Origin of the sequence: Pontibacter korlensis (assembly GCF_000973725.1) — a bacterium.
GTDB lineage: Bacteria > Bacteroidota > Bacteroidia > Cytophagales > Hymenobacteraceae > Pontibacter > Pontibacter korlensis.
On the sequence record NZ_CP009621.1, the window covers coordinates 3,678,860 to 3,703,269 of the forward strand.

Sequence of the window (24,410 nt, forward strand, 5' to 3'; positions counted from 1 at the left end):
CTACATAGCAGATGCGGCCTCTTTATAGTAACAGGTATAACGTGCTTGGTGAAATCCTGCTCAGCCGCTACGACCTGTTCGCCTCCTCCGGCCTGAAATCATATTTAGCCACCAAACTGACCAGCATGGAGATAGAGCACGTGTATAGCTTGCGAGGGCGATCACGCAGGCGGGAGATGTTCTTAACCTGGTAATTTTTCCAAGTCTTGCGGAAGACTTACTAAGGTAAGCCTGTGAGCCTCTTATCCTATATTACCCTTCTAAAGAAAATAAAGAACAGGTAGGCTCGGCTACAGGTCCTGCTCCCTAGCAAGTAAAGTGTATTGCTATTGACTGACTATGACTTCTTGTCTGGCAGCAGGACTCTGCTACCCGCAAGGGTGCATGAGAACTGGTACTGCTGACGCTGGTTACTTTTTGTCTAGGAGAAGGAGGCGTTGGTGTAACAGTTTTGATTACAAAGGCACATATAAGATATATTTAGATATATCAAAAATGGTAGAGTCATATAAACCGATAACAGATTCGGCGTGAACGCTGACCCGGTAGTGTGGGGGCTCTTGTCTGAAGCGGGAGGTAGCTCTCAGAAACATGCCATAGGAAGGGGTTATGGATAAATCAAATATAGAGGCCAAATGGGAAGAGTTCTGCTTATAGTTTTTATGTTTTTGATAATGCGGGTTGCTGCTGCCCAAGTAGTAGTAAGTGGTAAGGTCGTGACTGAGAGTCAGGAACCGGCTGTCGCCACAATGGTGCATCTATTCTCAGCACCGCAAGATTCCCTGGTTCGGTACGCGATGGTAGATGAGGCTGGAAAATATGCGTTCATCGCCGTCCCAGTAGGAGAATATCTCATCCGGCTGCAGCGCATCGGCATGCAGCCAGAAGAAAGGAGGTTTGCTGTCGGGCCCGGAAGCAATGAGGTGGTATTAGCGGACTTTATATTAAAGTACACGAGCAATAGCTTGACAGAAGTTGCGGTAACAGTAGATAAACGGGTGCTGGAGTATAGGAGTGACAAGACAGTCGTGCATGTAGAGGGAACTCCCTTAAGCCAGGAAGAGAACGTGGTCAAGGCATTAGAGGGCCTTCCGGGAATGGAAGTAGCATCGGGAACCAACCATATTTCAGTGCTAGGGAAGAGCAATGTGGCTATTTACGTAAATGGGCGCCCCTCAAAGATGTCCTTGGCAAGCCTGCCGGCTAGCGCGGTTTCTACAATAGAGATAATCACGAATGCTGATGCCCGGTTTGACGCCAAAAGCGATGCCATCATCAATGTAAACTTGAACAAGTGGGACCAACAGGGAGTCTCCGGAGAGGTGAAGACCACCTACACAAAAGGCCGGTATGATTACAAGTATGTCAGTAGCTCACTGGCATACAACAAAGGGTGTTTTAGCTCGAACAGTCAGTTTTACATTGCCAATAACAAGTTTTTCTTGGACCGTGATACTCGGGATACATTTTTTGGCTGGGATCCCGTGCTAATTAAGCAATCTCAGGAGCGCCGGGTGATTAGGCAAAAATACTACTACCTCTACAGTGATATTAACTACACAATAGACAGCTTATCGCTGGTGGGCCTGAATGTAGAATACGGAAAATCATGGGACCCTTACCGAAATGTCTTTCAAGACGATTATTTTTCAGTTGCCAGTGAACGTCCCGTGCCTGCTGATTCCGTGTATGAGAACACGGCCCAATTAGTTCATGGTTTACAGGAACTAACCCTTGGGTCTTTCTACACGCATGACCTGAAAGAGAAAAAAGGCAGTTTTAGGTTAGAATCCAATTATTATTACAACGCGCTCACATCCACCTATGACTACAGCTTCAGCGCCGGAAAAACCAAGGGACAACCAAGTGACATCTTCCTGTTGAACAAAGCGGATGAAAACAATGCCGTCATCTGGTCTTCCCTTTTAGATTTCAACTACGCATTACCTGGGAGGCAGACGCTGCAAGCAGGGTTTAAGCACAGTTATCTGTTGACTAACTTTTCTTCGGATTTCGCGGGTGCTGAACGTTTTGTTGACTTACATACCATTGACTACCGGTCTCGAGAAAATATATACGCTGGCTATGCGCAGTACAAGAAAACAGGGGAGAGGCTCTCTTTTGACGCTGGCCTCCGGTATGAATACACCAGCGGAGGGGGGAGGTACCTGGCCGAAGAAAAGAGGACAGCTGCGACCTATCGGTATGGGGACTTTTTCCCTTCCGCCAGCGTAAATTATCGGCATGGAGAGGATCACTTTCTAAAGCTTTCCTACTCGAGGAGAATCAACAGGCCTACCTTTTATGACAGAAGCCCTTTTAGCTATTACATTAGTCCCTTCACAAGGTACGAAGGTAATGTGGCCCTGAGGCGGCAGTACAGCCATGCCCACAATCTAGAATATATTTTAAAGGAAAAGTATGCTTTAGTGCTGTTCGCTAACAAGGTGCAAGACAACATCGCTACCCTTACTTTTCTGGAGGGACCCGTCTCTGTCATACGTCCGGTTAACTATGATATGCGCTCCTATGGTGGTTCCACTAGTGTGCCCGTTCGGTTCAACTCTTGGTGGAGAGGTCGCCACAAAGTCACCTTGAGCAGCTACAAGACGAGCGGCACTTTTCAGGGGCAGGCATTCTCCACTGATATTCTGCGGTTTCAGGCTTATGCCAAGCATTACATGAACATAAAAAACCTGTTTGAGCTTAGTCTCACAGGGTGGTATTCCACTCCCTATAATATCGGTGTAGCTAAAGTAGAAATGGCTCCATCAATGGATGCCGCTTTGAGCAAGTCCTTGTGGAATGATAAGATCGACCTGAGTCTAATTTTTACAGATGTCTTCAATTCGGAGCAGAAAACAGTGACAACTAACTTCCATGAGCAGACATCTTTGTCTGTCCGTAACGATGATACGCACCGACTAGCGGTCAGCATCACCTACAACTTTATCCGGGGCAGGAAGAACGAAAACAAAACCTCCAACATCATCAACCAGGAAAAAAGCCGCATAGGAGGCGAATAAGATACTGTACAGTAAGGAGTATGTCGAAAATCCTTTAAAGAGTAGGCACATGACATTCTTATTATCCCAAGTATGAAAAACCACAATCTTAAACTCGCCCTGGCGCGCTTCAACGCGCTTAACGACGTGGAGCCGCTGGAAGGCACCGTGATCCGCGCCGTGCGCGGCGGCCTTGCCGCCCCCTGTACCACCAAGTGCGGCACCAATACCTCCTGCAACTCCAAAGCAAAAGAGGAAGAGGAACTGGAGCAGCAAATAGGGTAGTCTCCTGATTTAACAACCTGCAGCACCCGTCATGCCAAGTAAATGGTGAAGCGGGTGTTGCTAAATCAAAACCTTTATGAAAAACCAGAACCTTAAGCTTGCCCTAGCGCGCTTCAACGCGCTTAACGACGTGGAGCCGCTGGAAGGCACCGTGATCCGCGCCGTGCGCGGCGGCCTTGCCGCCCCCTGTACCACCAAGTGCGGCACCAACAGTGCCTGTAACTCAAATGAAAAAGAGGTTGAGGAAGAACTAAAGCCGGTAGGCTAGTCCTTCATCAGGGTTAAACAGCAGTGCCCAGCTATTTGCGCCGGGCACTGCGCAACCTTCTCTAGAAAGGCGGGTCACAACATACCGAACGGGGCACCGGGTGTGTGTGGAGTGGACTAGCAAGCATTATTTAATGATTAATCACAGATACCAGAACAGCAGGAAACAATGCGCTATAAACTTTCCTATTACACCATCATCACTGAGCCGATAAACCAGGACGCGGAGCAGTTAAAAAGGATTATCTATTCCTCCCGAACAGGCACCGCCACCGTAATTGAGCAACAGACGCTGGAATACATCCAGCAGGGAGCTTTTGACGCTGTCAATCCGGAATTCCTGCTCAAGCTGCTGGAGGCGGAGATCGTGGTGCCAGCGTTTGAGGACGAGGTAAACCAGGTGCTAAGTGAATTCCAGATTGCTCAGAAGACAAACAAAACACTCGACTATGTTATTACACCTACTGCCAATTGCCAGCTGGGTTGTAACTATTGTGGTCAGTCCCACACGAATGTCACCCTTAGCCAGAGCCTTTCTGATAACATATACAAGCACATCCAAAAAAAGCTGGGAGACCGGGACTACGAGGGACTCAATGTGACTTGGTATGGCGCTGAGCCCCTGATGGGTTACACAGCGATACAGGTATTGAGCGCAAAATTGATTGAATTGACCCGAGAGGGGAAGATGGCCTATGGCGCATCGATGATTACCAACGGGCTGAGCCTAAAGGAAAAAATATTTACTGACCTTGTAACCAAGGCGCATGTCACCGATTACCAGATAACACTGGATGGGGTGGCTGCCACGCACGACAAGAGCAGGATGACTAAGTCGGGGGAACCGACGTTCGACATCATTTTACGGAACATTGTAACGGCCGTTAACCATCCCTTATACGTGGAACGGAATTGTGCCATTACCATCAGAGTAAACGTTCACAAGAACAATTTCCAGGAGGTGGATGCGCTGATAGATATCGTACATGAACACGGCATCCATAACAAAGTGTACATGGATTTCGCCCCGATACATGATTGGGGCAATAATGATGCAGATGATACCATTGGAATAGCCATGGAAGACTTCGTATCCCTTGAGATAGACTGGATCATGAAAATGAGACGGCTGGGGTTTAGAAAGTCTGGAATTATTCCTTCCCGCAAGTACAGCACCTGCATGACGACCACTGCTGATTCAGAGCTGATTGATGCAAAGGGGGAGATTTCCTACTGCTGGGAGGTGCCTTACACGGATGGGCTTGGACAGGACAAGGGCCTAGTCATTGGCAATGTAAATAATACCGAGAGTGTTTACTGGGACAAGGTCGACATGGCACCACTCAGGGACTGGTACAATGACATAAGGCAAGAGAAGAATAACAGTGCCAACTGTAAGGCTTGCAAGCTGTTGCCAGTCTGTGGTGGTTCCTGTCCCATCTCCTGGTACAAGGGGAAGCCTGCATGCCCCTCTTTTAAATTCAACATTGAAGACAGGCTCGTTCTCCAGTACCTCAACGAAAGCCTGTCTGTTTAGCGCCGACTTTCCCGGAAATAAAATTTATTCACTTGTATCTCATTTATATGCGAAACATCCTTTCAGGTATAGGGGATTCTATTGCACGAGAAATAGAGTCTCCGACTAAAAAAGCTAAGTATAACAGGAACCACATTTTTGAGGATATCAAAGGTGTCATCAGAGGTCAGTTGTCAACAACGGAGTTGATGGACATCAACTACCATTTTAATGTCTATGAAAAATGCCTGGCCTTATCACGGGAAGGGGCCCTGGAGCTCGCCGCCTATTGGATTAACCTTGTTGATACGATGAATGCTGAACTGAGCGAAGCCATCCGGCAGCCGTTGCAAGTTCTATACCACCCGATGGTCGCCTACTTCCATTATGCTCGAAAGGACTATAAAAAGGCTTTGGCTTCCTTAGGAGAAGAAAAGCGGGTTGCCGAATCTTTCTTCAGAGAGCATGAGGACCTGAAGATGGAGTATGCCATGGAACAAACCGTCAACTTCTACCGTGTGTTTTTTGCTATGCAGGAGCCACAGGAACTGATACGGTATGGCAGGGCTATCCTGCTTTTTGCAACCAATGGGGTAGAGACTCACGGTATTCTGGAAGGGAACTTTCAGTTTCTGAAGGATCAGCACCTGCAGAATGCCATTAACTGGGTGAACTATACATCGGATGCAGTCTTCTCTAAGCTATGGACAGGCGTAGACAATCTTGTTCCGAGGAGCGGGAGCGACTTGCTTCGAGAGATAGTCCAACCGCTTTCTCAACGGCATGACTGGTCTGCTTGCCCCATACAAGAATACCCGCACGCGATACGAGCTTTGACTGCCTTTGATGAAGGTGATGTGACAAGGCAACTTCAGGAGGTACATGCCTTGAAGGATGGCCTGGCAAATGTCCCCCGGTTTTTACAGGCCTTTCTGCTGGACCAGTTGCTGCAGACGTTGGAGGCTCAGCAGGAGGGAAAGGAGCTTATCCCCCTTATTGACAGCTACTGTCAAAAGAACCTTAAGATTGAACCAAGCCGCATCAGCACAGTTCTTACCTATTAATAAGCCACGGCCACTATGTTTAAGTTTTTCCCGCAGTATGACCAGATGGACTGTGGCCCGGCATGCCTGCAGATGATCGCCTACCATCATGGGAAGAAATATACAATCAGCAGCCTGCGAGAGAAGGCATTCTTGACAAAAGATGGCGTGAGCCTGCTGGGTATCAGTGAAGCTGCTCAGAGCATAGGGTATGATGTGTCCAGCTACAAACTTAGTTTAGAGCGTCTTGTGGCAGATGCCCCCTTGCCCTGCATCCTACATTGGAATCAGAATCATTTTGTGGTGCTGTATGAGATTAGGAAAAAACGCATGGGGAGGGGGCTTACTTTTAAGGTGGCAGACCCTGGTCACGGAAGAGTCAGCTTATCGGAAGAAGCATTTAACAAAAGCTGGCGCGGCAAAGAGGCTAAGGGCATAGCCCTGCTGCTGACACCCAACCAGGACTTTGAGACTATCCCGGCAGAGGAAGAGGAGGATAGGGGCTTAGCCTTTTTAATGCACTATGTGAAGCCTTATAGGAAGGACCTTCTGCTACTAATCCTGTGCCTGGTTGGGGGGAGCTTGGTGACACTGCTCTTCCCCTTTTTGACACAGAGCCTCATTGACAGGGGCATTGCCGCCAGGAGCATGAACATCATTGTCGTCCTGCTGCTGGCACAATTATTTCTGTTTGTTGGTTCTGCTGTCATAGACATCGTGCGCAACTGGATCATCCTGCATGTAGGCACCAAGATCAACTTAACCATCATTTCTGATTTTCTGATCAAGCTGATGAGGCTGCCGATCCGGTTTTTTGACACTAAAATGATGGGTGACTTTACCCAGCGGATTCATGATCATGAGCGAATCGAACACTTCTTGACATCCCAAAGTCTTTTTGCTGTTTTTTCCTTGGTCAACCTATCGGTGTTCTTTGTGGTATTAGGCATCTACAACATGAAGATCCTGCTTGCTTACGCACTGCTGACCTTCGTTTCGGTAGTCTGGATGTTTTTGTTCCTGAGGAAGCGGCAGGTGCTGGATTATTTGCTTTTCCAGCGGAAAGCGGAAAATCAGGAGTCCATATACGAGCTTATCCATGGCATGGAGGAAATAAAGCTCAACAGCTACGACCGTTACGTTCGACGCCAGTGGGAAATGGTGCAGTTAAAATTGTATCGGGTTAAGGCCCGGATTCTTTCTGTTGATCAGCTTCAGGTGACCGGGTTTTCCCTGATTAACCAGTTGAAGAACATAGTGGTGACCTTTCTGGCAGCACGGGAGGTAATCCTGGGGCATATTACTTTGGGAGCGATGATGAGTGTGATGTATATTATTGGGCAGATGAACTCACCCCTTAGCCAATTAATCTCTTTTTTCAGATCCCTGCAGGATGCCCGCATAAGCATTGCTCGGTTTGGGGAGATTCATCAGCAGGAAGACGAGGTAAAGCCAGGGCAGCTAACTTCCATCCCGCTACCCGACCATGGTGGTACGGCCCTTGAAGTGCGACACCTTAGTTTTCAGTATGAAGGGCCTTCTTCTCCTTTTGTACTGAGAGATGTCAGCTTCTGTGTTCCTAGAGGCAAAGTGACGGCGGTGGTGGGTGCCAGTGGCAGTGGGAAAACATCGCTGATGAAACTGTTGCTGAAGTTCTATTTGCCGAGTGAAGGCAGCATCGAAGTCGAGGGTCTGGACCTGCGTAGCTTTTCAAGTAACAGTTGGAGAAGTCAATGCGGTGTGGTAATGCAGGACGGCTATATTTTTTCAGAGTCCATTGCCCGTAACATTGCTACAGGGAGTGATGAAATTGATGAGGAAAAGTTGCGGTACGCCGCCAAGATAGCCAATATGCAGGCTTTCATAGAGGGCTTGCCTCAGCAGTACAAAACAAAGATTGGGGCAGGGGGAAATGGTCTGAGTGGGGGACAGAAACAACGTATTTTGATTGCGAGGGCCGTTTACAAAGACCCGCAGTTTTTGTTTTTTGATGAAGCCACCAGTGCCCTGGACGCTGACAACGAAAAGACGATCATTCAGAATCTGAATCACTTTTTTAAAGGAAGGACTGTTTTTATTATTGCCCACCGGCTTAGTACAGTGAAGAACGCAGACCAAATTATCGTGTTGAACAACGGTCAGATAGAAGAAATTGGAAACCACAGCTCCCTGGTGAAAGATAGACATCACTACTTTCACTTGGTGAGAAACCAACTTGAACTTGGAGTTTGAATTTTAGACGCAGCAATATGGAGTTTCAAAGGGCGATTTACAACGAAAGGGGCTGGGTTGTAAAATATGGAGCTTATACTGTGCTTCTTATCATTCTGTTAATCCTGTTGGGATTGAATGAGTTGCAGCTCCCTGTGTACCAGGATGTCCTGCTGTCAATAAAGGAGGGCGACACCACAGGCAGCATCTATACAGCGCCTGTAAATGGGGAAAGTTTTACGGTGGGAGACAGTGTACTAGTCTTATTTCCAAATGGAGATTCAAGGAGGTACCGCATTTCATCTACTAATATCCTTCAGGGAAGGCGCCAGGTGCAGGTAAGGTTAGGGCAAGCAGGGGAGAAAGATGAATTACTTGAAGGAAAAATATTCTTAAGGGAGGAGCACTTTTTAAAAGGCGTGTTAGCCAATTACAGTAGATAAGCGGCACCTTTGTTGGCTATTGCGGCAGTACTGATTGGGTTATTTTAAGTATAATCCAAGATGACGTTGACAGTGTCTGGTTTTGCTTTTTTCAAAACCACACCATTTAATTGAATATTAATTAGAAACAATATATACTGTGAGCGACTCAGTGTAAAGTTGTTAATATTTATCCATCAGTAGAGATGTGACCAGCTTCTTCCGGAGCGTCTCCCAAGACGAGGGACTCAACCCAGGCACATCAATCAGCCTTTATTTTGGCCTGTTCCAGCAGTGGATCCTGCTCTGCTTACGCAACCCGATCTCTATTGCCTGCGACAAGGTGATGGTCACCTGAGGTGCATGCCTGGGCCTTCTATTCCCTGATCCATATTGTTAGCCTACATATAAGCGTCAACTTGACCAACACGGAGATAGAGTACCTGTACAGCCTGCGGGGCGGTCACGCATGCGGGAGATGTTAAACTTGGTGTATTTTCCTGGTTATGCGGAACACAAACCAAGGTAAGCTTGTGAACTAGTGATCTAGCATGTCCTTTGTGGAGGATATAATGGATAGGCTTTATCTACAAGATAAACGTTAGGCCAAATATTCCAAATTGGCTATATTGGAGCAGTTCTATTGCACCTTACTATATGGCTATGATCAAACTTTATCCCGGGCTACTCCTGCGTACGCCTGCCTACCCCTATACTGCCTACGCGACGGCAGATTTAAGCTCGCTGGTTCAAGACCCTTATTTTCAGGCGGCCCTTCAGCTGGCCAGCCGCTCCCTTTTCCAGGTATTAGAGAGTACATCGTTCCACTATGAGGCCCTGCCCCCGAAAGCAAAAGCAAGCCTGCAGAAATACCTGAACAGGATGTGCTTCCGTCCCACGCCATTCGGTCTTTTCTCCGGTTTCTCCGTCGCCTCCTGGGGAGCTGCCACAGGGCAGCCCCTCCAGCTGGAAGAGGAGGCATCTCAGGTGCACCTCAGCCTGGCATTTGCCGATACCTTGCGCTTGGCGGAGAAGCTATTAACAGAGGAGTTGGCTCCCTACCTGCGCTACAGACTGAACCCATCGCTTTATAAGGTGCAGGGTGGTTATCGGTACCTACGGTTTGCTGAAGATGCGCAACAGCAGAGAAGGAAATTTTCCCTTGATAGCTTGGAAAGTGACCGATTGCTTCAGGAGGTGCTTCGGTTTTGCCTGAAGGGCTCTTCTAAGCAGGCCTTAGTGGACTTTGTCTCGTTTAGGGCGGCTGTGGAGGAAGAGGAGAGTAAGGCGTATGTGGGGCAGCTGCTAGAAGAACAGGTGTTGGTCTCTGAGCTAGAAGTGAATATTACCGGGCAGGACTACCTGGAGCGCCTGCTCCATGTTTGCGCCGAGCATGGAATAGACACGCCAAGAAAGCGGCACTTGCAGGAATTACTGGAAGAGATTCGGGTGGCAGGAGAAACGAGCGCAGGTTTGCAGCAAGCCCTTGTACGCTTACAAGCAGATGGAGGATACTCCAAGGGAACAGTCTATGCAAACCTGGAAAAAGGCTTAGCAGCAAACAGGCTGTGTGCCTCCTACCATAAGAAAATCCTGGAGGCCTTGCGCTGCCTGCAGCGGCTGGTCCCGCAGGCAGCGCCTTCGGGGCTAAAAGAATTTGTCAGGGCTTTTGAGAAAAAATTTGAGGGACGCGCCGTTCCCCTGCTTGTGGCGCTTGACCCAGAACTTGGGATAGGGTATGAGGAACTCGCTGTCAGTTATCAGGTGCCGAAGCTGTTAGAAGGCCTTTCGTTAGATAATCCTGGAACGGAAAAACAGGTGGTGGAGTGGTCTGCAGCGCATGCGCTGCTACTGGATAAATGGCAGGCAGCCGGCACTTATCCTGCAGCTATTCGTTTGACAGAGGAGGATATCGAAAAGCTTCCTGCCGGAGAAGGCAAAGGAGTATTGCCTCCAAGCACAGCGGTGCTGTTTCGGGTTTTGGGGGAGCAGGTTTACATCGAACAGGCAGGTGGCGTGAGTGCGACAGCATTGCTGGGTAGGTTTACGCCCCTGAGTGCGTCTGTGCAGGTTATGGCGCGGGAGATCGCGCAGGCTGAGGAGCAGGCTAACCCTGAGGTCGTTTTTGCTGAGATTGCCCATGTCTGTGATGCCCACACAGCCAACATTGACCGGCGTGCTGCCATAAGGTCTTATGAAATCCCGGTACTCGTGCAGTCCACGCTTCCCGAGGAGCGACAAATCCATCTGTCTGAGCTTTGGGTGCACGTGGAAAGGGGAGAGGTAGTATTATGGTCCGTGCGCCTGCAAAAGGTGGTCGTGCCGCGCCTGGGGTCTGCCTTTAACTATGTCCGGGATGATCTGGCCGTGTTCCGCTTTCTGTGCGACCTGCAGTACCAGGGGCTGCACTGCAATTTCAGCCTGGATATGAGCCGCCTATTCCCTGGACTTGGTTATTATCCACGGGTGGAGTTCAAAGAGGCTATCCTGCAGCTGGCAAGCTGGCATCTTGGGAAGGAGCAGCTGGAGCGGATCTTTCAGGTGCCGACCGCTCTGCAACAAGAGCAGCTGATGCGTTTGGCCAAAGAGCTGCACTGGCCACCTTACCTGGCGCTGACGCAGCATGACCATCAACTGGTTTTTGATTTGGCGCAGGAGAAGGATCGCGTGCTGCTGCTCGACAACATCAAGGGCAAGGCAGAGGTGGCGCTTCGGGAGTTTCCCTTCGTTGGTGAAAAAGCGCCAGCGGTGAGAGATGGTGCCCATCAGCCCTACGTCCATCAGTTCCTGGCTGCCGCATATCATGACCAGCCGGTGTATAAGCACAGACCACATTCTTCTTCCAAGAGGAGACCCCTGATGAAGAGGCGGAAGCTTGTGCCGGGCGATGGTTGGCTGTACTTTAAAGTTTATTGTCATCCTTCCCGTGCTAACAGCATCCTGGCTGAGACACTAAACCCCCTGCTCAAGGGACTCGAAAAAGAAGGGGAGATCACCCAATGGTTCTTTGTGCGCTACCGGGATCCTGCCTATCATTTGCGGGTACGGCTGTGCTTGGCAGCGGGAAAGGATGGAGCAGGAGACGTGCTGGGCAAGATGAGTCGTAAGCTGGGTATGCTCTTGCAGCAAGGTGCTGTCCGGGACTTTCAGTTGGCAGTGTACGAGCGGGAGCTGGAAAGGTACCATCCAGCCCTTATCGAGGCAGTGGAGCAGGTGTTCTGTGCCAGTAGTACCCTGGTGACAGCTTATATTAAAAGTACGCGTTTCTCAGAGTTTGATTACTCGTATTATCGCTTAGCTTTTGAAGGCATGGATACTATCCTAGACGCCTTCGGTCTGGATGTAGCCGGGAAGGTGGAGTTGCTGGGCCAGCTATATGCCTCCTTTTACAGAGAATTTGGTGAGACGAAAGAGCTTAAAATACAGTTAGCCTCCAAATACAGGGAAATCAGTAAGCTGCCGGGAGTTCTTCCAGGAGTTGGCAGTAAGGTTTTGTTACCCAAAGTAAAGTCAAGAAGCCTGCAGGCTCGCTTTAAAGAGACCTTAGTCTATGCGGCCCAACAGGCAAGGTTTCTCCCGCCAGGAAGAAAAAAGCACTTAATCTCTGACTTGATGCACATGCATTTGAACCGCCTGCTGATAGATCAGCCAAGGCAGCAGGAGCTGGTGCTGTACTATTGCCTTTGGAAGCATTACCAGTCGGTTGCCGCTCGTCAGAAGCAATCAAAAGTCTCCTGCTAACCATAGCAAAGTGTACTGTTATATTATAGGTTTACCCTTAACCGGTTTAGCCTCACGTGAGATGCACTTGAGCTATTCTGGTACATATGCCTTCTATGTATTGTATCGCCCTCTTACTTATATCATTAGAAAAGCTCAGTATGCATGTTTAATCTTTTCTTGCCTAATTCAGACTTAGCTTTCACCATCCTTTTCAAGGATAGAGACATTCTAAAAGTAAAAATTGTATTATAGGCTATGCTAGAGCCAAGGGTATATAATATTTCAGCAATTAGCTTACTTTTATTGTGAGGTATTAAGCTTTACGAGAAATTATGGGAGTACTTTTAGAACAGTTGGAGCTTCACGACCTAATTTTCTGAAATCCTGAAGAGTCAGGTAAGGAATAGAGTATGTATCCCTGTTGAGCTATACTTCCGTGAAAGGCTTTAATGCATCTCCTCGGGTGTCCGCCAGTGGCAAGATAGGTTTTCCTTGACCTAATGCTATGACACCTGCTGTGTAGGTGCCTCCCACGCCTTCTATAAGTATGATCGCGTCTGCCATTTTTATGCTTTCAGTCCATTCTTTTTCACCTGGGGCCACGACTACCAGTTTACCAGCAGGGAAGGCTGCTAACTTGTTCTCTACAACAACCTGGATTAAACAGACTTCTAAAGGTATATCCTGCTCATCTAACGCAAAAGCGAAGGCTCTGGAGGAAATCTCATCTACACCCTTCCATCCGCAGGTTAGGGGGCATGTCTACTCCACTACAAGTGATATTAGACTTTTACCTTGAAAAATTACATCAAGGTAAGCGTTTACTTTTCCACAGCCGGGAATGCACCTCCGCCAGAAATTCGGCTCTGTAAATAGCGCCCAGGGGGATGGTATCTTTATTGTCCACGATAATCTGGTTGCCTTCCACCGCCCTGACATAAGGCGTATGCACAATATAGGACTTGTGCACCCGCAGGAAGTGCTCTTTGGGCAGGTATGCCTCCATCTCCTTCATGGTCAGGTAGGTGACATGCTTGCCCTGCACGGTATGGATGCGGATGTAATTCTCCAGTGCCTCTACATACAGCACATCCTTTAAATCGATGCGCGTGACCCTTCCCTTTACTTCGCTTTTGATAAAGAAGTATTCCTGCTCCCGCTGGCTGGAGGCGGGGGTAGGTGTGTGCTGTATCCGCTGCACAGTCTTCAGGAAGCGCTCATAGGTGAAGGGCTTGAGCAGGTAATCCACTGCGTTCTTGTCAAAGGCCTGCAGGGCGTATGCCTCGTAGGCGGTGGTAAATACAATTCTGGAGTAGGGGCTGAGGAACTCTGCCAGTTCTACCCCGGAAAGCTGGGGCATGTCCACGTCAACAAACACCACTTGCGGGCTAATCTGGCCGGTACTGATAGCCTGTAGGGCTTGCAAAGGGTTGTCTGCAGAGCCCACCACGGCAAGCCCTGGGGTTTGTTCCACATAGCGCGCCAGGATCTGGATGGCATGGGCTTCGTCGTCTACAATATAACAGGTGATCATATAGGTTTGATTTGAAGGTGTACCGTGTAGTAATGCTCGTCTTCCTGAATAACCAGGGACTGTTGTTCGGGGCCGTAGGCGTTCAACAGCCTGGTACGGGTGTTCTGCAGGCCCAGGTGATGCCCTCCTTTGACATAGGAGGTTCTTTTCTTATTCCGGGTTTGGAAAGAAAGGGTGTTGTGCGCTACCTGAAGGCAGATACTGGCCGGGTAGGCCGGATCAGACAGGTCCCCGTGGCGGAATATGTTCTCTACCAGCGTGAGTAGGACCAGGGGCGGCAGCCGGAGCCCCTGCAGCTGCCCCTCTGCCTGGAGCTGGAGTTGCAGCGGGTGCTGGAAGCGGAGCTGGTTCAGGGCGATGTACTTGCGGATATGCTCCAACTCATGGGCTACGTCTGACTTGCCATCCTCGTGCAGCTGCGCCAGGGAGTGGCGCATGACCTCTGAAAGTAGGAGCACCCCTTCCGTTGCCTTGGGAGACACATCGATTACTTGGTTGTAGAGGAAGTTGAGTGTGTTGAAAAGAAAGTGCGGATTGATCTGCGCCTGCAGGTAGGCGTTTTGGGATTTAACTAGATCCTTTTCCAGCTCGGCCTTCTCTTTCTGAGCAGTGAGTTTTTCCACCTGCAGCTTGTTGATCGTCTTCATATTGTCGATCGTGCGTCCGACGAGCCAGTAGGTAGCACTCAGACCAAAAAAATAGAGGCCGCGCCAGAGATAGCTTAGGATGAACTTCTGCTCAAAAAGCAGGGGCTTGGGCAGGGGACGAAACAGGTTGTAAAGCCAATCAACCCCATATTGGAGGAGAATGTAAAGGCCCAGCTCCAATGGCAGGAGCAGTAAAAGCAGCCAGGGTGTTCTGCGAGGGTGGAAAGCGTAGGAAAGCACCACATGGGCATTCACATAGAACAGCAGGATGTTGAGCAGGTAGAAGCCCAGGTATTCCCACCAGTATACCCGCTGCGGAGTGGAGGTAAAGAAGATTATGGAGACCTCATAGGCAATAAATATGGCCCAGGCCAGAACATGTGTTCCTGCCCGGTGGAAGGGGAAGTGTGCCATAGAAAAGTTTGTTATCGTGGGTTAGGGTCTACTCGCATACTCTTTTCAATATAGTGATATTTTTATGTAAAGAGGGGCTCCGTTTATCTAAATTTTTTCCGTTAAAGCACAGCCTGCTGTAAGTTTGTTTTAAAAGATTAAGTCATGAAGAAAAAAGACAACAAACTCACACTCAATACCAAGACCCTGTTTGCTTTTAGATGGCAGGGCCTGATGGGAGATTTTACATCTACCGATCCCACCACGACGACGGTCACTATTACCACTTCCGCCACCACGCTCACCGGTATTGCCCGTTAAGCTACCTTCTTTCATCATTCACAAAGGAGGTGTCAGATGCAGATGAATCAACTGATACAGGCTCTCATTGTAGGGCCCGTACCCAGGGAGCTGAAAGCCATAGGCGTGTTGGAGAAGCTTGATACCTACCTTTCAGATACGCTGGCGGAGAGCCAGTTTGCTCAGCGGCAGCTGTTGCTGAGCGCAGGGCAGGTTCCGGAGCATCTTTATTACGTTCGTCAAGGAATAGTGCGGGGGTATTATTATGATGATGCCTCTGGTCGGGCTATTACTTTGTTTTTATGGAATGAAGCTTCCTGGGCTGTGCCGTTACAACCTTTTTTTGACCGCAGGCCTTCGGACCTATACTTGGAGGTGATGCCCGAGAGCATACTCCTGTCCCTGTCTTATAATCAAGTCATCAAATTGGTGGAGCTACTGCCTGCCACTGAAATCCTACTACGAGGACTGATTTTGAATTATTGCGCCTTTCATAAAAAGCGCACGAAGGACCTGCTGACGCGCTCTGCCTGGGAACGCTACATCGACCTGCTGCAGACCCACCCCCGGATTGAGCAGAAAGTCTCTAAAGAGGTGATTTCCTCTTACCTAGGCGTGACACCTCAGTCGCTGAGCCGGCTGATACGCGAGAACGGCCATCCTTAGCAGCTTCAGCCTTATCCTTTGTTTCCTCATTTCGAAACATATAATACTGCCTTTCATAACATTGGGTAAACAGTTTTGGAAATCCGTGTAACTACCTTTACATCAGGCTCTCAACGGACGGTGTGATGGTGACAGGCAAGTCATGCACGACAGCAAGTGCCGTGGGCCTATGAAAGCTAAACGCACACAGCAGCATGAAAAAAGTGAAGAACCGCTTAACCTGGATAAAGCTATTCCTGATCACGCTTTGGGTGTATGCGGCAGTGAGCAAGTTGCTCGAGGTGGAGGTTTTTGCTGCGCAGCTTGAACGGCAGCCTTTGCCCTTCTGGCTAGCCTCCCATCTGGTTTGGGCACTGCCTGTCGCTGAGCTGTTGGTAGCAGGGCTGCTAGTTTTTCGGCGCTTTGAACTGGCGGGGCTTTGGTTCTCTTTAGGGCTGATGCTGCTTTTTACCGGTTATGTGGCCTTGGCTGTATGGGGTGTTTGGCAGGACTTGCCCTGTGCCTGTGGTGGGGTACTCAGCCAACTGGGCTGGCAGGAGCACCTAGTGTTTAACCTGCTGTTCACCGTGCTGGCGGGCTATGGACTTTCCCTATGTATGAAGCGAAAAGGAAGAGGTGAGGTCGGGAGAGCTTCCTCTTCAGGTGCGGCGGCCTACCGAAGTGGCGGCAGATAATCATTTTCACAAATCTAAAATATTCAACCATGAAAAAACTTAAAGTGAATTTCCTCGCGCTGGCTGCTGTGTTGGTAGCAGGCGGCACCATGGCCTTCAGCGCGCCAGCCACTCTTCAGTCAGGTTGGTACCTGGTAGAAGGAGACGCCATCGGCAATCCGACGGCTGGACCGAGCGGTGATTGCGAAACCACCAATATCAAAGAGCTTTGCATGGTGCAGCTAAGGCTGAATGCAAACGAACCGATCCCAGAGACGGTGCCTGAGGCTGAAGCCAACGGTCAGGTAATCGATAAAGCTTATCGCCAATTCTAAGGGCTAGCTTTAGTCAACCAAGCAGGTACGCTGGGCTGTATGCATGACGGCCTGGGGTACCTGTTTTGCTTTGGGGACATAGACTGCCGGGGGAGCAGGAAAAAGTACATGGAAAAGGCGCCCCGGCAAAACCTGGACGCCTTTTATACAACCAAAACTCACCTTAAACTATCTTTTCGGGCTGCTAAGGGAAGGAGGGAGGCCGGTACAATGACCTGCCCCCACAACCAACACAAACACTAGCTCTCATTATTGCTTCATAAGCCTGGAAGGCAGGAGACTCTCTGCTGTAAGGGGATAGTGTAGGGCAGCACTCCCGTATCCTTGCCCGGACCAGTTGGATAAGCCGCAGCGAAGCCAGGCTTCGTATTGCCTGTCATCCGGGGTATAACCTACCGGCTGGTTGAGCAGTTGCTCTTCCGGGCTCAGTAGCACGTAGAGGGGCTGGGTCACCTGGCCGAAGTGCTGGGCCTGGAAGGTAGACCACTTTTCTCCCACCGAGCGAATTTCCTTGGTTTGCCCCTCAGGGCTCGTGTAGACAAAGCGCTCAGCAGGAGGAAGCAGGCGCCGGTCATCTACATAGAGGGACACCAGGATCACTTCTTCCCGGAGAATCTGGGCCACATGAGGCGCTGTCCACACCTGCTCTTCCATCTTGCGGCAGTTCACGCAGGCGTAGCCGGTGAAATCCAGTAAGAGCGGCTTGCGCTGCTCCCTGGCTAGTTGTAGGGCCACCTCCAGGTTATTTTCTACATGTTGGTTGAAGCCACTTTGTCCAGCCTTCTCCCCACGATTGTATATACTGTAGCTCCAAGGAGGCGGAAAACCGCTCAGCAGGCGCAGGTTGCCCTGTGTGGTATTGCTCAGTCCCGGTGCCAGGTAAAGCGCAAAGATCAGTGTCAGCAGGCCAGCTATTCGGCGGACCCGCGCAATGGCCTGTTCGGCAGGCTCATCAGAAAAGCGCAGGATACCCAAAAGGTACAGCCCCAGGCAAATAGCCAGTAGCAACCACAAGCCGATGAAGATCTCCCGCTTGAGCAGCCCCCACTGGGCGACCAGGTCTGCATTGCTCAGGAACTTGAGCGCCAGGGCCAGCTCCACGAAGGCCAGCGAGCGTTTGACAGTGCGAAGCCAGCCTCCGCTGCGGGGCAGGCGCTGCAGCCAATGGGGGAAGAATGCCAGCAAGGCAAAGGGCAGGGCCAGGGCTAGACCGAAGCCAGCCATGCCTGCCGTTAGCTGCCAGGCCCCGCCATCAGCGGTGAGGGAGCCCACGAGCAGGGTGCCCAGGATGGGCCCGGTGCAGGAAAAAGACACTAGCACCAACGTCAGCGCCAGGAAAAAGACGCCGCCCAAACTACTAAGGCCTGCCTGGGCGTCTGCCTTGTTGGTGAGCCTGCCGGGCAAAGCCAACTCGAATATCCCAAAGAAAGATAGGGCAAAGCCAACAAAGACAACAAAGAAAAGCAGGTTCACCCACACGTTGGTCGAAAGGCTGTTCAGGATGCCCGGTTCTACGCCGTCCAACACGTGGAAAGGCAGGCTACAGGCCAGGTAGATGGCAAGAATGCTTAACCCAAAGAGTGCGCCATGCCGCAGAGCCTGCCGCCTGCCATTAGCCCGGCTGGTAAAGAAGGTGACGGTGAGCGGCACCATGGGAAAGACGCAAGGGGTGAGCAGGGCCAGCAGCCCTCCCAGGAATCCCAGCAGGAAAATCGTAGGGATAGACCCGTCATGGCTTGCCTGCTCCCCACAGGCCGAGGCCCGGGCCAGGTCCAGCGATGCCAGTTGCAGGCTGCCTGACAGGGCCGCACTGTGCTCCTGTCCTCCGGACAAGGTGACGCGCAGCTCCTCCCGCAGGGGCAGGAAAGTATCCTTTGTGGCGGCAAAGCCGGTGAGCGTGAGGGAGAGGGAAGCCGGCACGGGACCCTGCAGGCAGAGGCGCTGCTCCAGTGCCAGGGTGTCGCGGTACACAGCGACCTCCTGGTTATCTAAGAGCGGGTCCTGCAGGCGCTGGAGCGATACCAGCGGCTTGGGTGCTTCCAGGTTAAGCTGTGGTGCATCTGCTGTTAGCCGCAGTTCCTCCAGGCCCAAGGCCTCATCCCGCTGGGCATACACGTGCCAGCCTGGCTTGATAATACCCTGGAGCGTCAGGGTGTACCTGTTATCAGCTTCCTTTTCTGCTGAAACTTGCCACTTTACCGGGCTTTGAGCCGAGGCGGTTGCCAGGCTCAAGACAAACAGCAGGGGCAATATTTCCCACGGGCGGAAGAGGGGGAGCCAAGGTTTAGTAATCCAGGTCATCAGTTTAGTCCAAGGGTATGGTGAAGGCTACGGTTTGGGGCGGGAGGCAGCGCGTGGCATCACAGGCCATGTATTCCACGGTGCCCGACAGGGCCGTGGTGACAGGACTGCGCAACTTTACCTGCTGCACAAAGGTGACCGTGTCGCGGTAGTAACGCACTTTCACGCCAAAGGTCCTGTCCTGCTTTTGCTGACGCATCCCTTTTTCCATGGTGCTACCCAGGGGCAGCACCATGGGGTTGGGCTCAAAGGTGATGGTGGTAGGAAGCGGGCCTCCCTCCGGGGTGTGCTGCGAGTAGATCACCCAGGGAGTATCCATTGTGGCAGTCAGCAGTACCTGGTAGGTTTGGGGCCCTAGGCGCTCTGCCTGGAAGGTCCACTGCACGGGCTGCAGGCCCTGCGCCAGGCTGCTTCCTGAAAGAAGCAGCCAGCACAGAAAGGGGAAAACAATTTTTAAAGTAGGCATAGGCTAAAAGTTGAAAATTAACGGGGGTTCTGTGGCAGACCGCTTGCCTGCACGACATTATCAGGGATGGGCCATACGTAGCGCGGATCATTGGGCGGCAGTTCATAACGCTTGCCGTCGATATGACGCACTAGGGTTTTGGCAAAACGGGGCTCCTTGTTGAGGCGGCGCAGGTCCTGCCAGCGCAGGCCGCGGAATAGCAGCTCCTTGCGGCGTTCCTCCAGGATGCGGCCCAGTACATCCGGTGTGTTAACCGTGGTGAGGGGTTCGAACGACCCCGCTCGATAGCGCCGCTCCAGCAGCTGGTTTAGTGTATGCAGGGCCTCGTCGGGCTGGCCGAGCCGGGCCAGGCACTCGGCTTTGGTCAGGTACAGTTCCCCGGTGGTCAAGGCTGTGGACAAATTATAGGCTCCCTCGTAGGATCCCTTGAAGGTGAGTTTATCCCCTTCGTAGTAGAAGAAGGCCTGCCGGCGCAGGTCCAGCGTGTCATAAGATTGGTACAGCAACGAGTCTACCTGCACGCGCCCGGGATACAGGATCTCCAGCGCATACTGGTTGCTGTAAAAGACTATCTCCGGGTTCCCGACTCCCTGTGTGGGGAAGGGAAAGGCAGCGTTTGTGTCCAGGGTGTTATAATCGAGCAGGGCACTGCTTAGCTGGAGGGCATTTTCCGTGGCGGTCAGCGCTTGGGGATATTCCCCGAGCTGCAGGTAGGTGCGGGCCAGCACTTGGCGGGCAGCTGCCTTGCCCGGGCGCTGCGGCACGATGGGGTGGTCCGGCAGCAGGGCCTCGGCTGTCTGCAGGTCCTCCAGGATCTGACGGTAGGTTTCGGCCACGGACTGGCGCGTCGGTACGGCTCCTACGTCGGCAGAGAGGCGCAGCGGGATGCCCGGGTCCTGCGCTGCGGTGGCCGCATCATAAGGCTTGGCGAAGAGCTGCGCCAGCTGAAAGAATGCCCAGCCACGATGAAAGAGGGCCATTCCCTTCGCCTGGTTCCAAGCCTCCTGCTGCGCGGGAGCGGGCGTGAGCTTTGTAAGCCCCTCCAGCACGGTGTTGGCATAGAGGATACGGCGATAGGCGTAGTCCCAGTCGTTCACCGGCTGGCCCTCATACACTTCCCTGGCCCAGATATAGCCGTTCTTTTCCTCCGGTCGGGGCAGCAGCTGCCAGGTAGCCGTGGAGACATAGTAGTCATCGGAGCCGAACGCGGCAAGTGCATGGGAAGTGCCCCTGTTCATCACGGCGCCGTGGTCCAGCAGTGCCTGCAGGTCTTCCAGGGTGGAAGGCACCACGAGGGTTTTGTCAGGCTTGAGCTCGAGGAAATCCTTTTCGCAGGAAGGCAGTGCTGCCAGGGATAGCAGGCACAGGGTCCAAGTACATAGATTTCTATTTTTCATCGTTGATGGCTTAAAAGGTTAACTGCAGGCCGGCAGACAGGCTGCGTGCCGGCGGATAGGTCGTATTTACATAATCCGGGTCCAGGTCATAGGCGTTGGCCCGCCAGAGGATGCCCAGGTCACGGGCATAGAGAAACAGTTTCAGTTCGCGGAAGGGAAGGCGCTCCCCGATAAAGTCATAGCCCAGGCGTACGTCCTGCAGCCGCACATGGTCTCCCTTCTCCACAAGCAACTCGCTGTAGGTATGGTAGCTCTCCCGGCTATAGTTGAGGGAGGCAGGCAGTGAGGGTACCTGGGTGCGAGCCTCGTCCCCGGGCTGCTGCCAGCGGTCCTGGTAGTCCACATGGGCTACTCCACTATTGATGAGAAGGCTGTAGTCGATGCTGTTCCGCCGGAAGAAATAACCTGCCTTCCAGGTGAGGTTGGCGCTCAGGGAAAAGCCTTTCCACGTAAAGGTATTGCGCAGGCTGCCAAACCACCGGGGCACGGCGCTGCCATGGTAGACAAGGTCCTCCTGCGTCAGGCTCTGCTGATAGGCGCTGTAGTTGGTGCCTAGCTGCCCGTCAACAGGTACAAGCGGATCGCCTGACTCGGGTGAGAGGCCATGCCAAGGATAGCTGTATAAGGCTGCAATAGGTTTGCCTACGACAGGGGGCGGGCTGGCAAAGAAATAGGTGTTGGTGCTGACGGCAGGGCGCTGCCTTTCCTCATAGCCGGTGACCTCGCTCTGTACCTGGCTTGTCAGCAGGTGCGTTTGCCAGCCGAAGGCACCGGTGAGGTTGTCGGTGCGGAGCGCCAGGTCCCAGCCGGTGGTTAGCACGTCGGCATAATTGATCCGGTTCCGCACAAAACCGTTAGGCCCGGAGATGATGCCGGAGGTCGGGTCGATGAACACGTCGCCTAGCAGGTCCGTGCCCTGCTTGCGGTAGTACTCCAAGCTGCCTGTAAGACGGTTGCGGAAGAAACCAAAGTCCAGGCCAGTATTGAGCGTGGCGGTCTTCTCCCAGCGCAGCTGCGGGTTGCCCGCGCTGCGCAGAATGGCAAAAGGAAGGGGGGTCAGGGCATCCGCCGATACATAGGAAACCGTAGGATAGGCTGTCACGCCCTTATCCGTGTTGCCGGCCAGGCCGTAAGTGGCGCGTAGCTTGAGTTGGGAAAGCCAGTCCTGCTGCAGGAAGGGCTCCTCGCTCACGAGCCAGCTCAGGCCCGCTGACCAGAGCGGCACACCCTTCTGGTTGGTCTTCACCCCGTAGAGGTTGGAGGCGTCCCAGCGGCTGCTGGCTGAAAGGGTATAGCGGTCGCGGAAGACATAAGAGGCATTGGCATAGTAGGAGAGGAAACGGTCAGTAAGTTCCTGGCGCTGGGTGCTGGGAGCGGGAATGCGGGCTCCGGAGGTGGGTAGGGTTTTGTGAAAGGAGAGGAAATCCAGTGCCGTCTGTCCCTGCGCCACCTCCGGGTTATAGCCATAGAGAATAGAACCCGGGTAGCTGATCTGGCGTGTCTGCCGTATTTCGGCGCCACCCAGGGCGCTCAGGAAGCCCTGCCTGCCCACCGCATGCACATAATCGAGCTGCAGGCGCCCGGAATGAGCTGCCTGGCTGCCGGACCACTCGGACAGGATGCCGCCTTGGGGAATGATGCGGGTACCATCGGCTTGGGTGTAGCGGTTGATCAGGTTGCGGGCATAATAGGTCTTGACAGAGTTCAGATCGGTGGTGCGGTTGCCCTGCTGCTGGTATTGGTAGAGGGCACGGGCTTTCAGGCCCGGAAACAGCTCATAGGCAAGGCTTCCGTTCAGCCGCGTCTCTGTAGCCGTACTGGTCTTGTCGCGGAGCCGGATCTCATCCAGGGGACGGAACTGCCAGTCCAACAGGCCCATTTCTGCTGCCCTGTTTGTGTAAGCGCTGCGATAGTCCCGCACGATGGGCAGGGCATTGCCTGCGTCATCGGCCAGCCGGGCATACGGGTAAATGTTGGTCCAGCCGGCGGTGCTCAGCCCGCTGATGCCCAACCCGTTCTCTTCAGCCTCACGACCGGTGTAGCTTAGACCAGCTGAGAGCTCCAGTCCGGGCAGAGGCTGAAAGGTGTTCTGGCTATTTAGCGTCACACGGCGGTCCTCATTACCAATCAGGCTGGAGAGCCCGCGGTCATAGCCGGCCGAGAGGTAATAGCGGTAGGTGGCGCTCCCGCCGTTTAGGTTCAGGGCGAACTGCTGCTGTAGGGCCGGTCGGTAGAGGTGCTCCAGTGCCTGATCCCGGACGTCTACCTGGCGCATGGCACTGATACGGGCGCTGGCTTCCGCTGCTGAGAGCTGGCCATCACGCTCCTGTATCCAGGTCTCCACGGCTGGGGAGAGCGTCCTGCGATCATTCTCCGGGTAGAAACCCCGCTCAAAGAGGAGGCGCTCGATGTCAATGAAGTCGGAGGCGGGCAGGAAGCTGCGGCTGTAGTGCAGATCGGGCTTCTCGGCCAGTTGCACGTTGGTCTGGAAGGACACCTGTGGGGCCTGGCGGTAGCTGCCTCGTTTGGTGGTGATGACGATTACCCCGTTCCCGGCACGCGCGCCCCAAATGGAGGCGGCTGCCGCATCTTTGAGGATGGTCACGCTTTCCACATCGTTGGGATTGATGTTGGCGATATCCCCTTCGTAGGGGAAGTTATCCACCACAAGGAGCGGCGCAGAACTGGCGTAGAGGGTACTCAGGCCCCGCACACGCAGTTCGGGCTTGCTGTCGGTGCGCTCATTGTACATGCCGCGGCGGTCAAAGGCCAGGCTGTTGGTAACGCCTTCGAGGCGGCTGATCAGATCGGGGCTGGTGCTGCGCGTGAGCAGCTCCCGGTCCACCTGGGTAAAGGAGCCGGTGGCCCTTTCCTGCGGGATGTCCTGGTAGCCGGTGGAGACGACAGCTACTTCCTGCAGGCTGGTGCTGCGTTCAGCAAGCGTGAGCTGCAAGGGGGAAACGGGAAGGGACGGCAGGGGAAGTTCGCGGGATTCGAATCCTAGGAGCGTCACCAGCAGCGTGTCGGGCAGGCTGGTGACGGGCAGTGAGAAACTGCCGCCCATATCAGTGGTAGTGCCGGCACGCCCGCTTTTGAGAAGGACGGAGACTCCTTCGAGGGGGATGGCACCTTTGTCGGCGCGCACCGTGCCCTCCAGGCGCTGCTGCGCATACAGGCAGGCAGGCGCCATGAGCAGCAGCAACAATGGTAAACTTCTTTTCATCAGGTTTTATGGTTTATAAAGGT

General features: G+C 52.5%; 20 protein-coding genes. 13 read left to right on the forward strand and 7 right to left on the reverse strand.

Annotated elements, in window-relative coordinates:
- Window positions 1-11 precede the first annotated feature (11 nt).
- The 9 genes from PKOR_RS15810 (at window position 12) to PKOR_RS15850 (ending at window position 12,490) form a co-directional block, all read left to right on the forward strand.
- Window positions 12-194, forward strand: a complete 183-nt coding sequence (locus PKOR_RS15810; RefSeq protein WP_046312010.1) for a hypothetical protein — start codon at window positions 12-14, stop codon at window positions 192-194.
- A 468-nt stretch (window positions 195-662) separates the two neighbouring features.
- A complete protein-coding gene (locus PKOR_RS15815; protein WP_158453783.1) occupies window positions 663-3,026 on the forward strand; it encodes an outer membrane beta-barrel family protein in 2,364 nt (787 codons plus the stop codon).
- Between the two features lie 72 nt (window positions 3,027-3,098).
- Entirely contained in the window at window positions 3,099-3,290 is a 192-nt protein-coding gene (locus tag PKOR_RS15820) for a hypothetical protein (protein WP_046312013.1), read from the forward strand.
- 76 nt (window positions 3,291-3,366) lie between these two features.
- Window positions 3,367-3,558 carry a hypothetical protein gene (locus PKOR_RS15825; protein ID WP_046312015.1) on the forward strand — a complete coding sequence of 64 codons (192 nt, stop codon included), beginning with the start codon at window positions 3,367-3,369 and terminating at the stop codon, window positions 3,556-3,558.
- 168 nt (window positions 3,559-3,726) lie between these two features.
- On the forward strand, window positions 3,727-5,094 hold the full coding sequence (locus PKOR_RS15830) for a radical SAM/SPASM domain-containing protein (RefSeq protein ID WP_046312016.1): 1,368 nt from the start codon (window positions 3,727-3,729) through the stop codon (window positions 5,092-5,094).
- A 47-nt stretch (window positions 5,095-5,141) separates the two neighbouring features.
- Window positions 5,142-6,137 carry a hypothetical protein gene (locus tag PKOR_RS15835; protein ID WP_046312018.1) on the forward strand — a complete coding sequence of 332 codons (996 nt, stop codon included), beginning with the start codon at window positions 5,142-5,144 and terminating at the stop codon, window positions 6,135-6,137.
- 15 nt (window positions 6,138-6,152) lie between these two features.
- Window positions 6,153-8,348 carry a peptidase domain-containing ABC transporter gene (locus PKOR_RS15840; RefSeq protein WP_046312020.1) on the forward strand — a complete coding sequence of 732 codons (2,196 nt, stop codon included), beginning with the start codon at window positions 6,153-6,155 and terminating at the stop codon, window positions 8,346-8,348.
- Window positions 8,349-8,365: 17 nt separating this feature from the next.
- On the forward strand, window positions 8,366-8,770 hold the full coding sequence (locus PKOR_RS15845) for a hypothetical protein (RefSeq protein ID WP_046312021.1): 405 nt from the start codon (window positions 8,366-8,368) through the stop codon (window positions 8,768-8,770).
- 642 nt (window positions 8,771-9,412) lie between these two features.
- Entirely contained in the window at window positions 9,413-12,490 is a 3,078-nt protein-coding gene (locus PKOR_RS15850; RefSeq protein ID WP_158453784.1) for a lantibiotic dehydratase, read from the forward strand.
- Window positions 12,491-12,898: 408 nt separating this feature from the next.
- Here the strand turns inward: PKOR_RS15850 and PKOR_RS25080 are convergent, their stop codons facing one another.
- The 3 genes from PKOR_RS25080 to PKOR_RS15860 form a co-directional block, all read right to left on the reverse strand.
- Window positions 12,899-13,036, reverse strand: a complete 138-nt coding sequence (locus PKOR_RS25080; RefSeq protein ID WP_158453785.1) for a hypothetical protein — start codon at window positions 13,034-13,036, stop codon at window positions 12,899-12,901.
- Window positions 13,037-13,280: 244 nt separating this feature from the next.
- On the reverse strand, window positions 13,281-14,006 hold the full coding sequence (locus PKOR_RS15855) for a LytR/AlgR family response regulator transcription factor (RefSeq protein ID WP_046312024.1): 726 nt from the start codon (window positions 14,004-14,006) through the stop codon (window positions 13,281-13,283).
- A complete protein-coding gene (locus tag PKOR_RS15860) occupies window positions 14,003-15,067 on the reverse strand; it encodes a sensor histidine kinase (RefSeq protein WP_046312025.1) in 1,065 nt (354 codons plus the stop codon). Before PKOR_RS15860 ends, PKOR_RS15855 begins: the two co-directional genes overlap by 4 nt.
- Before the next feature lie 144 nt (window positions 15,068-15,211).
- Here PKOR_RS15860 and PKOR_RS25085 point away from each other — a divergent pair, with 144 nt between their 5' ends.
- The 4 genes from PKOR_RS25085 to PKOR_RS15875 all read left to right on the forward strand — a co-directional run bounded on the left by PKOR_RS25085 (window position 15,212) and on the right by PKOR_RS15875 (window position 17,000).
- Window positions 15,212-15,367 carry a hypothetical protein gene (locus PKOR_RS25085; protein ID WP_158453786.1) on the forward strand — a complete coding sequence of 52 codons (156 nt, stop codon included), beginning with the start codon at window positions 15,212-15,214 and terminating at the stop codon, window positions 15,365-15,367.
- A gap of 42 nt (window positions 15,368-15,409) precedes the next feature.
- Window positions 15,410-16,012, forward strand: a complete 603-nt coding sequence (locus PKOR_RS15865; RefSeq protein ID WP_148561715.1) for a Crp/Fnr family transcriptional regulator — start codon at window positions 15,410-15,412, stop codon at window positions 16,010-16,012.
- 194 nt (window positions 16,013-16,206) lie between these two features.
- Window positions 16,207-16,686 carry a MauE/DoxX family redox-associated membrane protein gene (locus PKOR_RS15870; protein WP_052738899.1) on the forward strand — a complete coding sequence of 160 codons (480 nt, stop codon included), beginning with the start codon at window positions 16,207-16,209 and terminating at the stop codon, window positions 16,684-16,686.
- A gap of 44 nt (window positions 16,687-16,730) precedes the next feature.
- The gene (locus PKOR_RS15875; protein WP_148561716.1) at window positions 16,731-17,000 is read left to right on the forward strand and encodes a hypothetical protein; all 270 of its coding nucleotides are present in this window, start codon (window positions 16,731-16,733) and stop codon (window positions 16,998-17,000) included.
- 249 nt (window positions 17,001-17,249) lie between these two features.
- Here the strand turns inward: PKOR_RS15875 and PKOR_RS15885 are convergent, their stop codons facing one another.
- The 4 genes from PKOR_RS15885 to PKOR_RS15900 are packed head-to-tail and all read right to left on the reverse strand — an operon-like array spanning window position 17,250 to window position 24,387.
- Window positions 17,250-19,301: a protein-disulfide reductase DsbD family protein gene (locus PKOR_RS15885; RefSeq protein WP_052738900.1), complete on the reverse strand. Its 2,052-nt coding sequence runs from the start codon at window positions 19,299-19,301 to the stop codon at window positions 17,250-17,252.
- Between the two features lie 4 nt (window positions 19,302-19,305).
- Window positions 19,306-19,767, reverse strand: a complete 462-nt coding sequence (locus PKOR_RS15890) for a protein-disulfide reductase DsbD domain-containing protein (protein WP_046312032.1) — start codon at window positions 19,765-19,767, stop codon at window positions 19,306-19,308.
- Window positions 19,768-19,784: 17 nt separating this feature from the next.
- Window positions 19,785-21,164 carry a RagB/SusD family nutrient uptake outer membrane protein gene (locus PKOR_RS15895; RefSeq protein WP_046312034.1) on the reverse strand — a complete coding sequence of 460 codons (1,380 nt, stop codon included), beginning with the start codon at window positions 21,162-21,164 and terminating at the stop codon, window positions 19,785-19,787.
- A gap of 10 nt (window positions 21,165-21,174) precedes the next feature.
- Window positions 21,175-24,387, reverse strand: coding sequence for a SusC/RagA family TonB-linked outer membrane protein (locus PKOR_RS15900; RefSeq protein ID WP_046312036.1), 3,213 nt, complete (start codon window positions 24,385-24,387; stop codon window positions 21,175-21,177).
- Window positions 24,388-24,410: the final 23 nt, after the last annotated feature.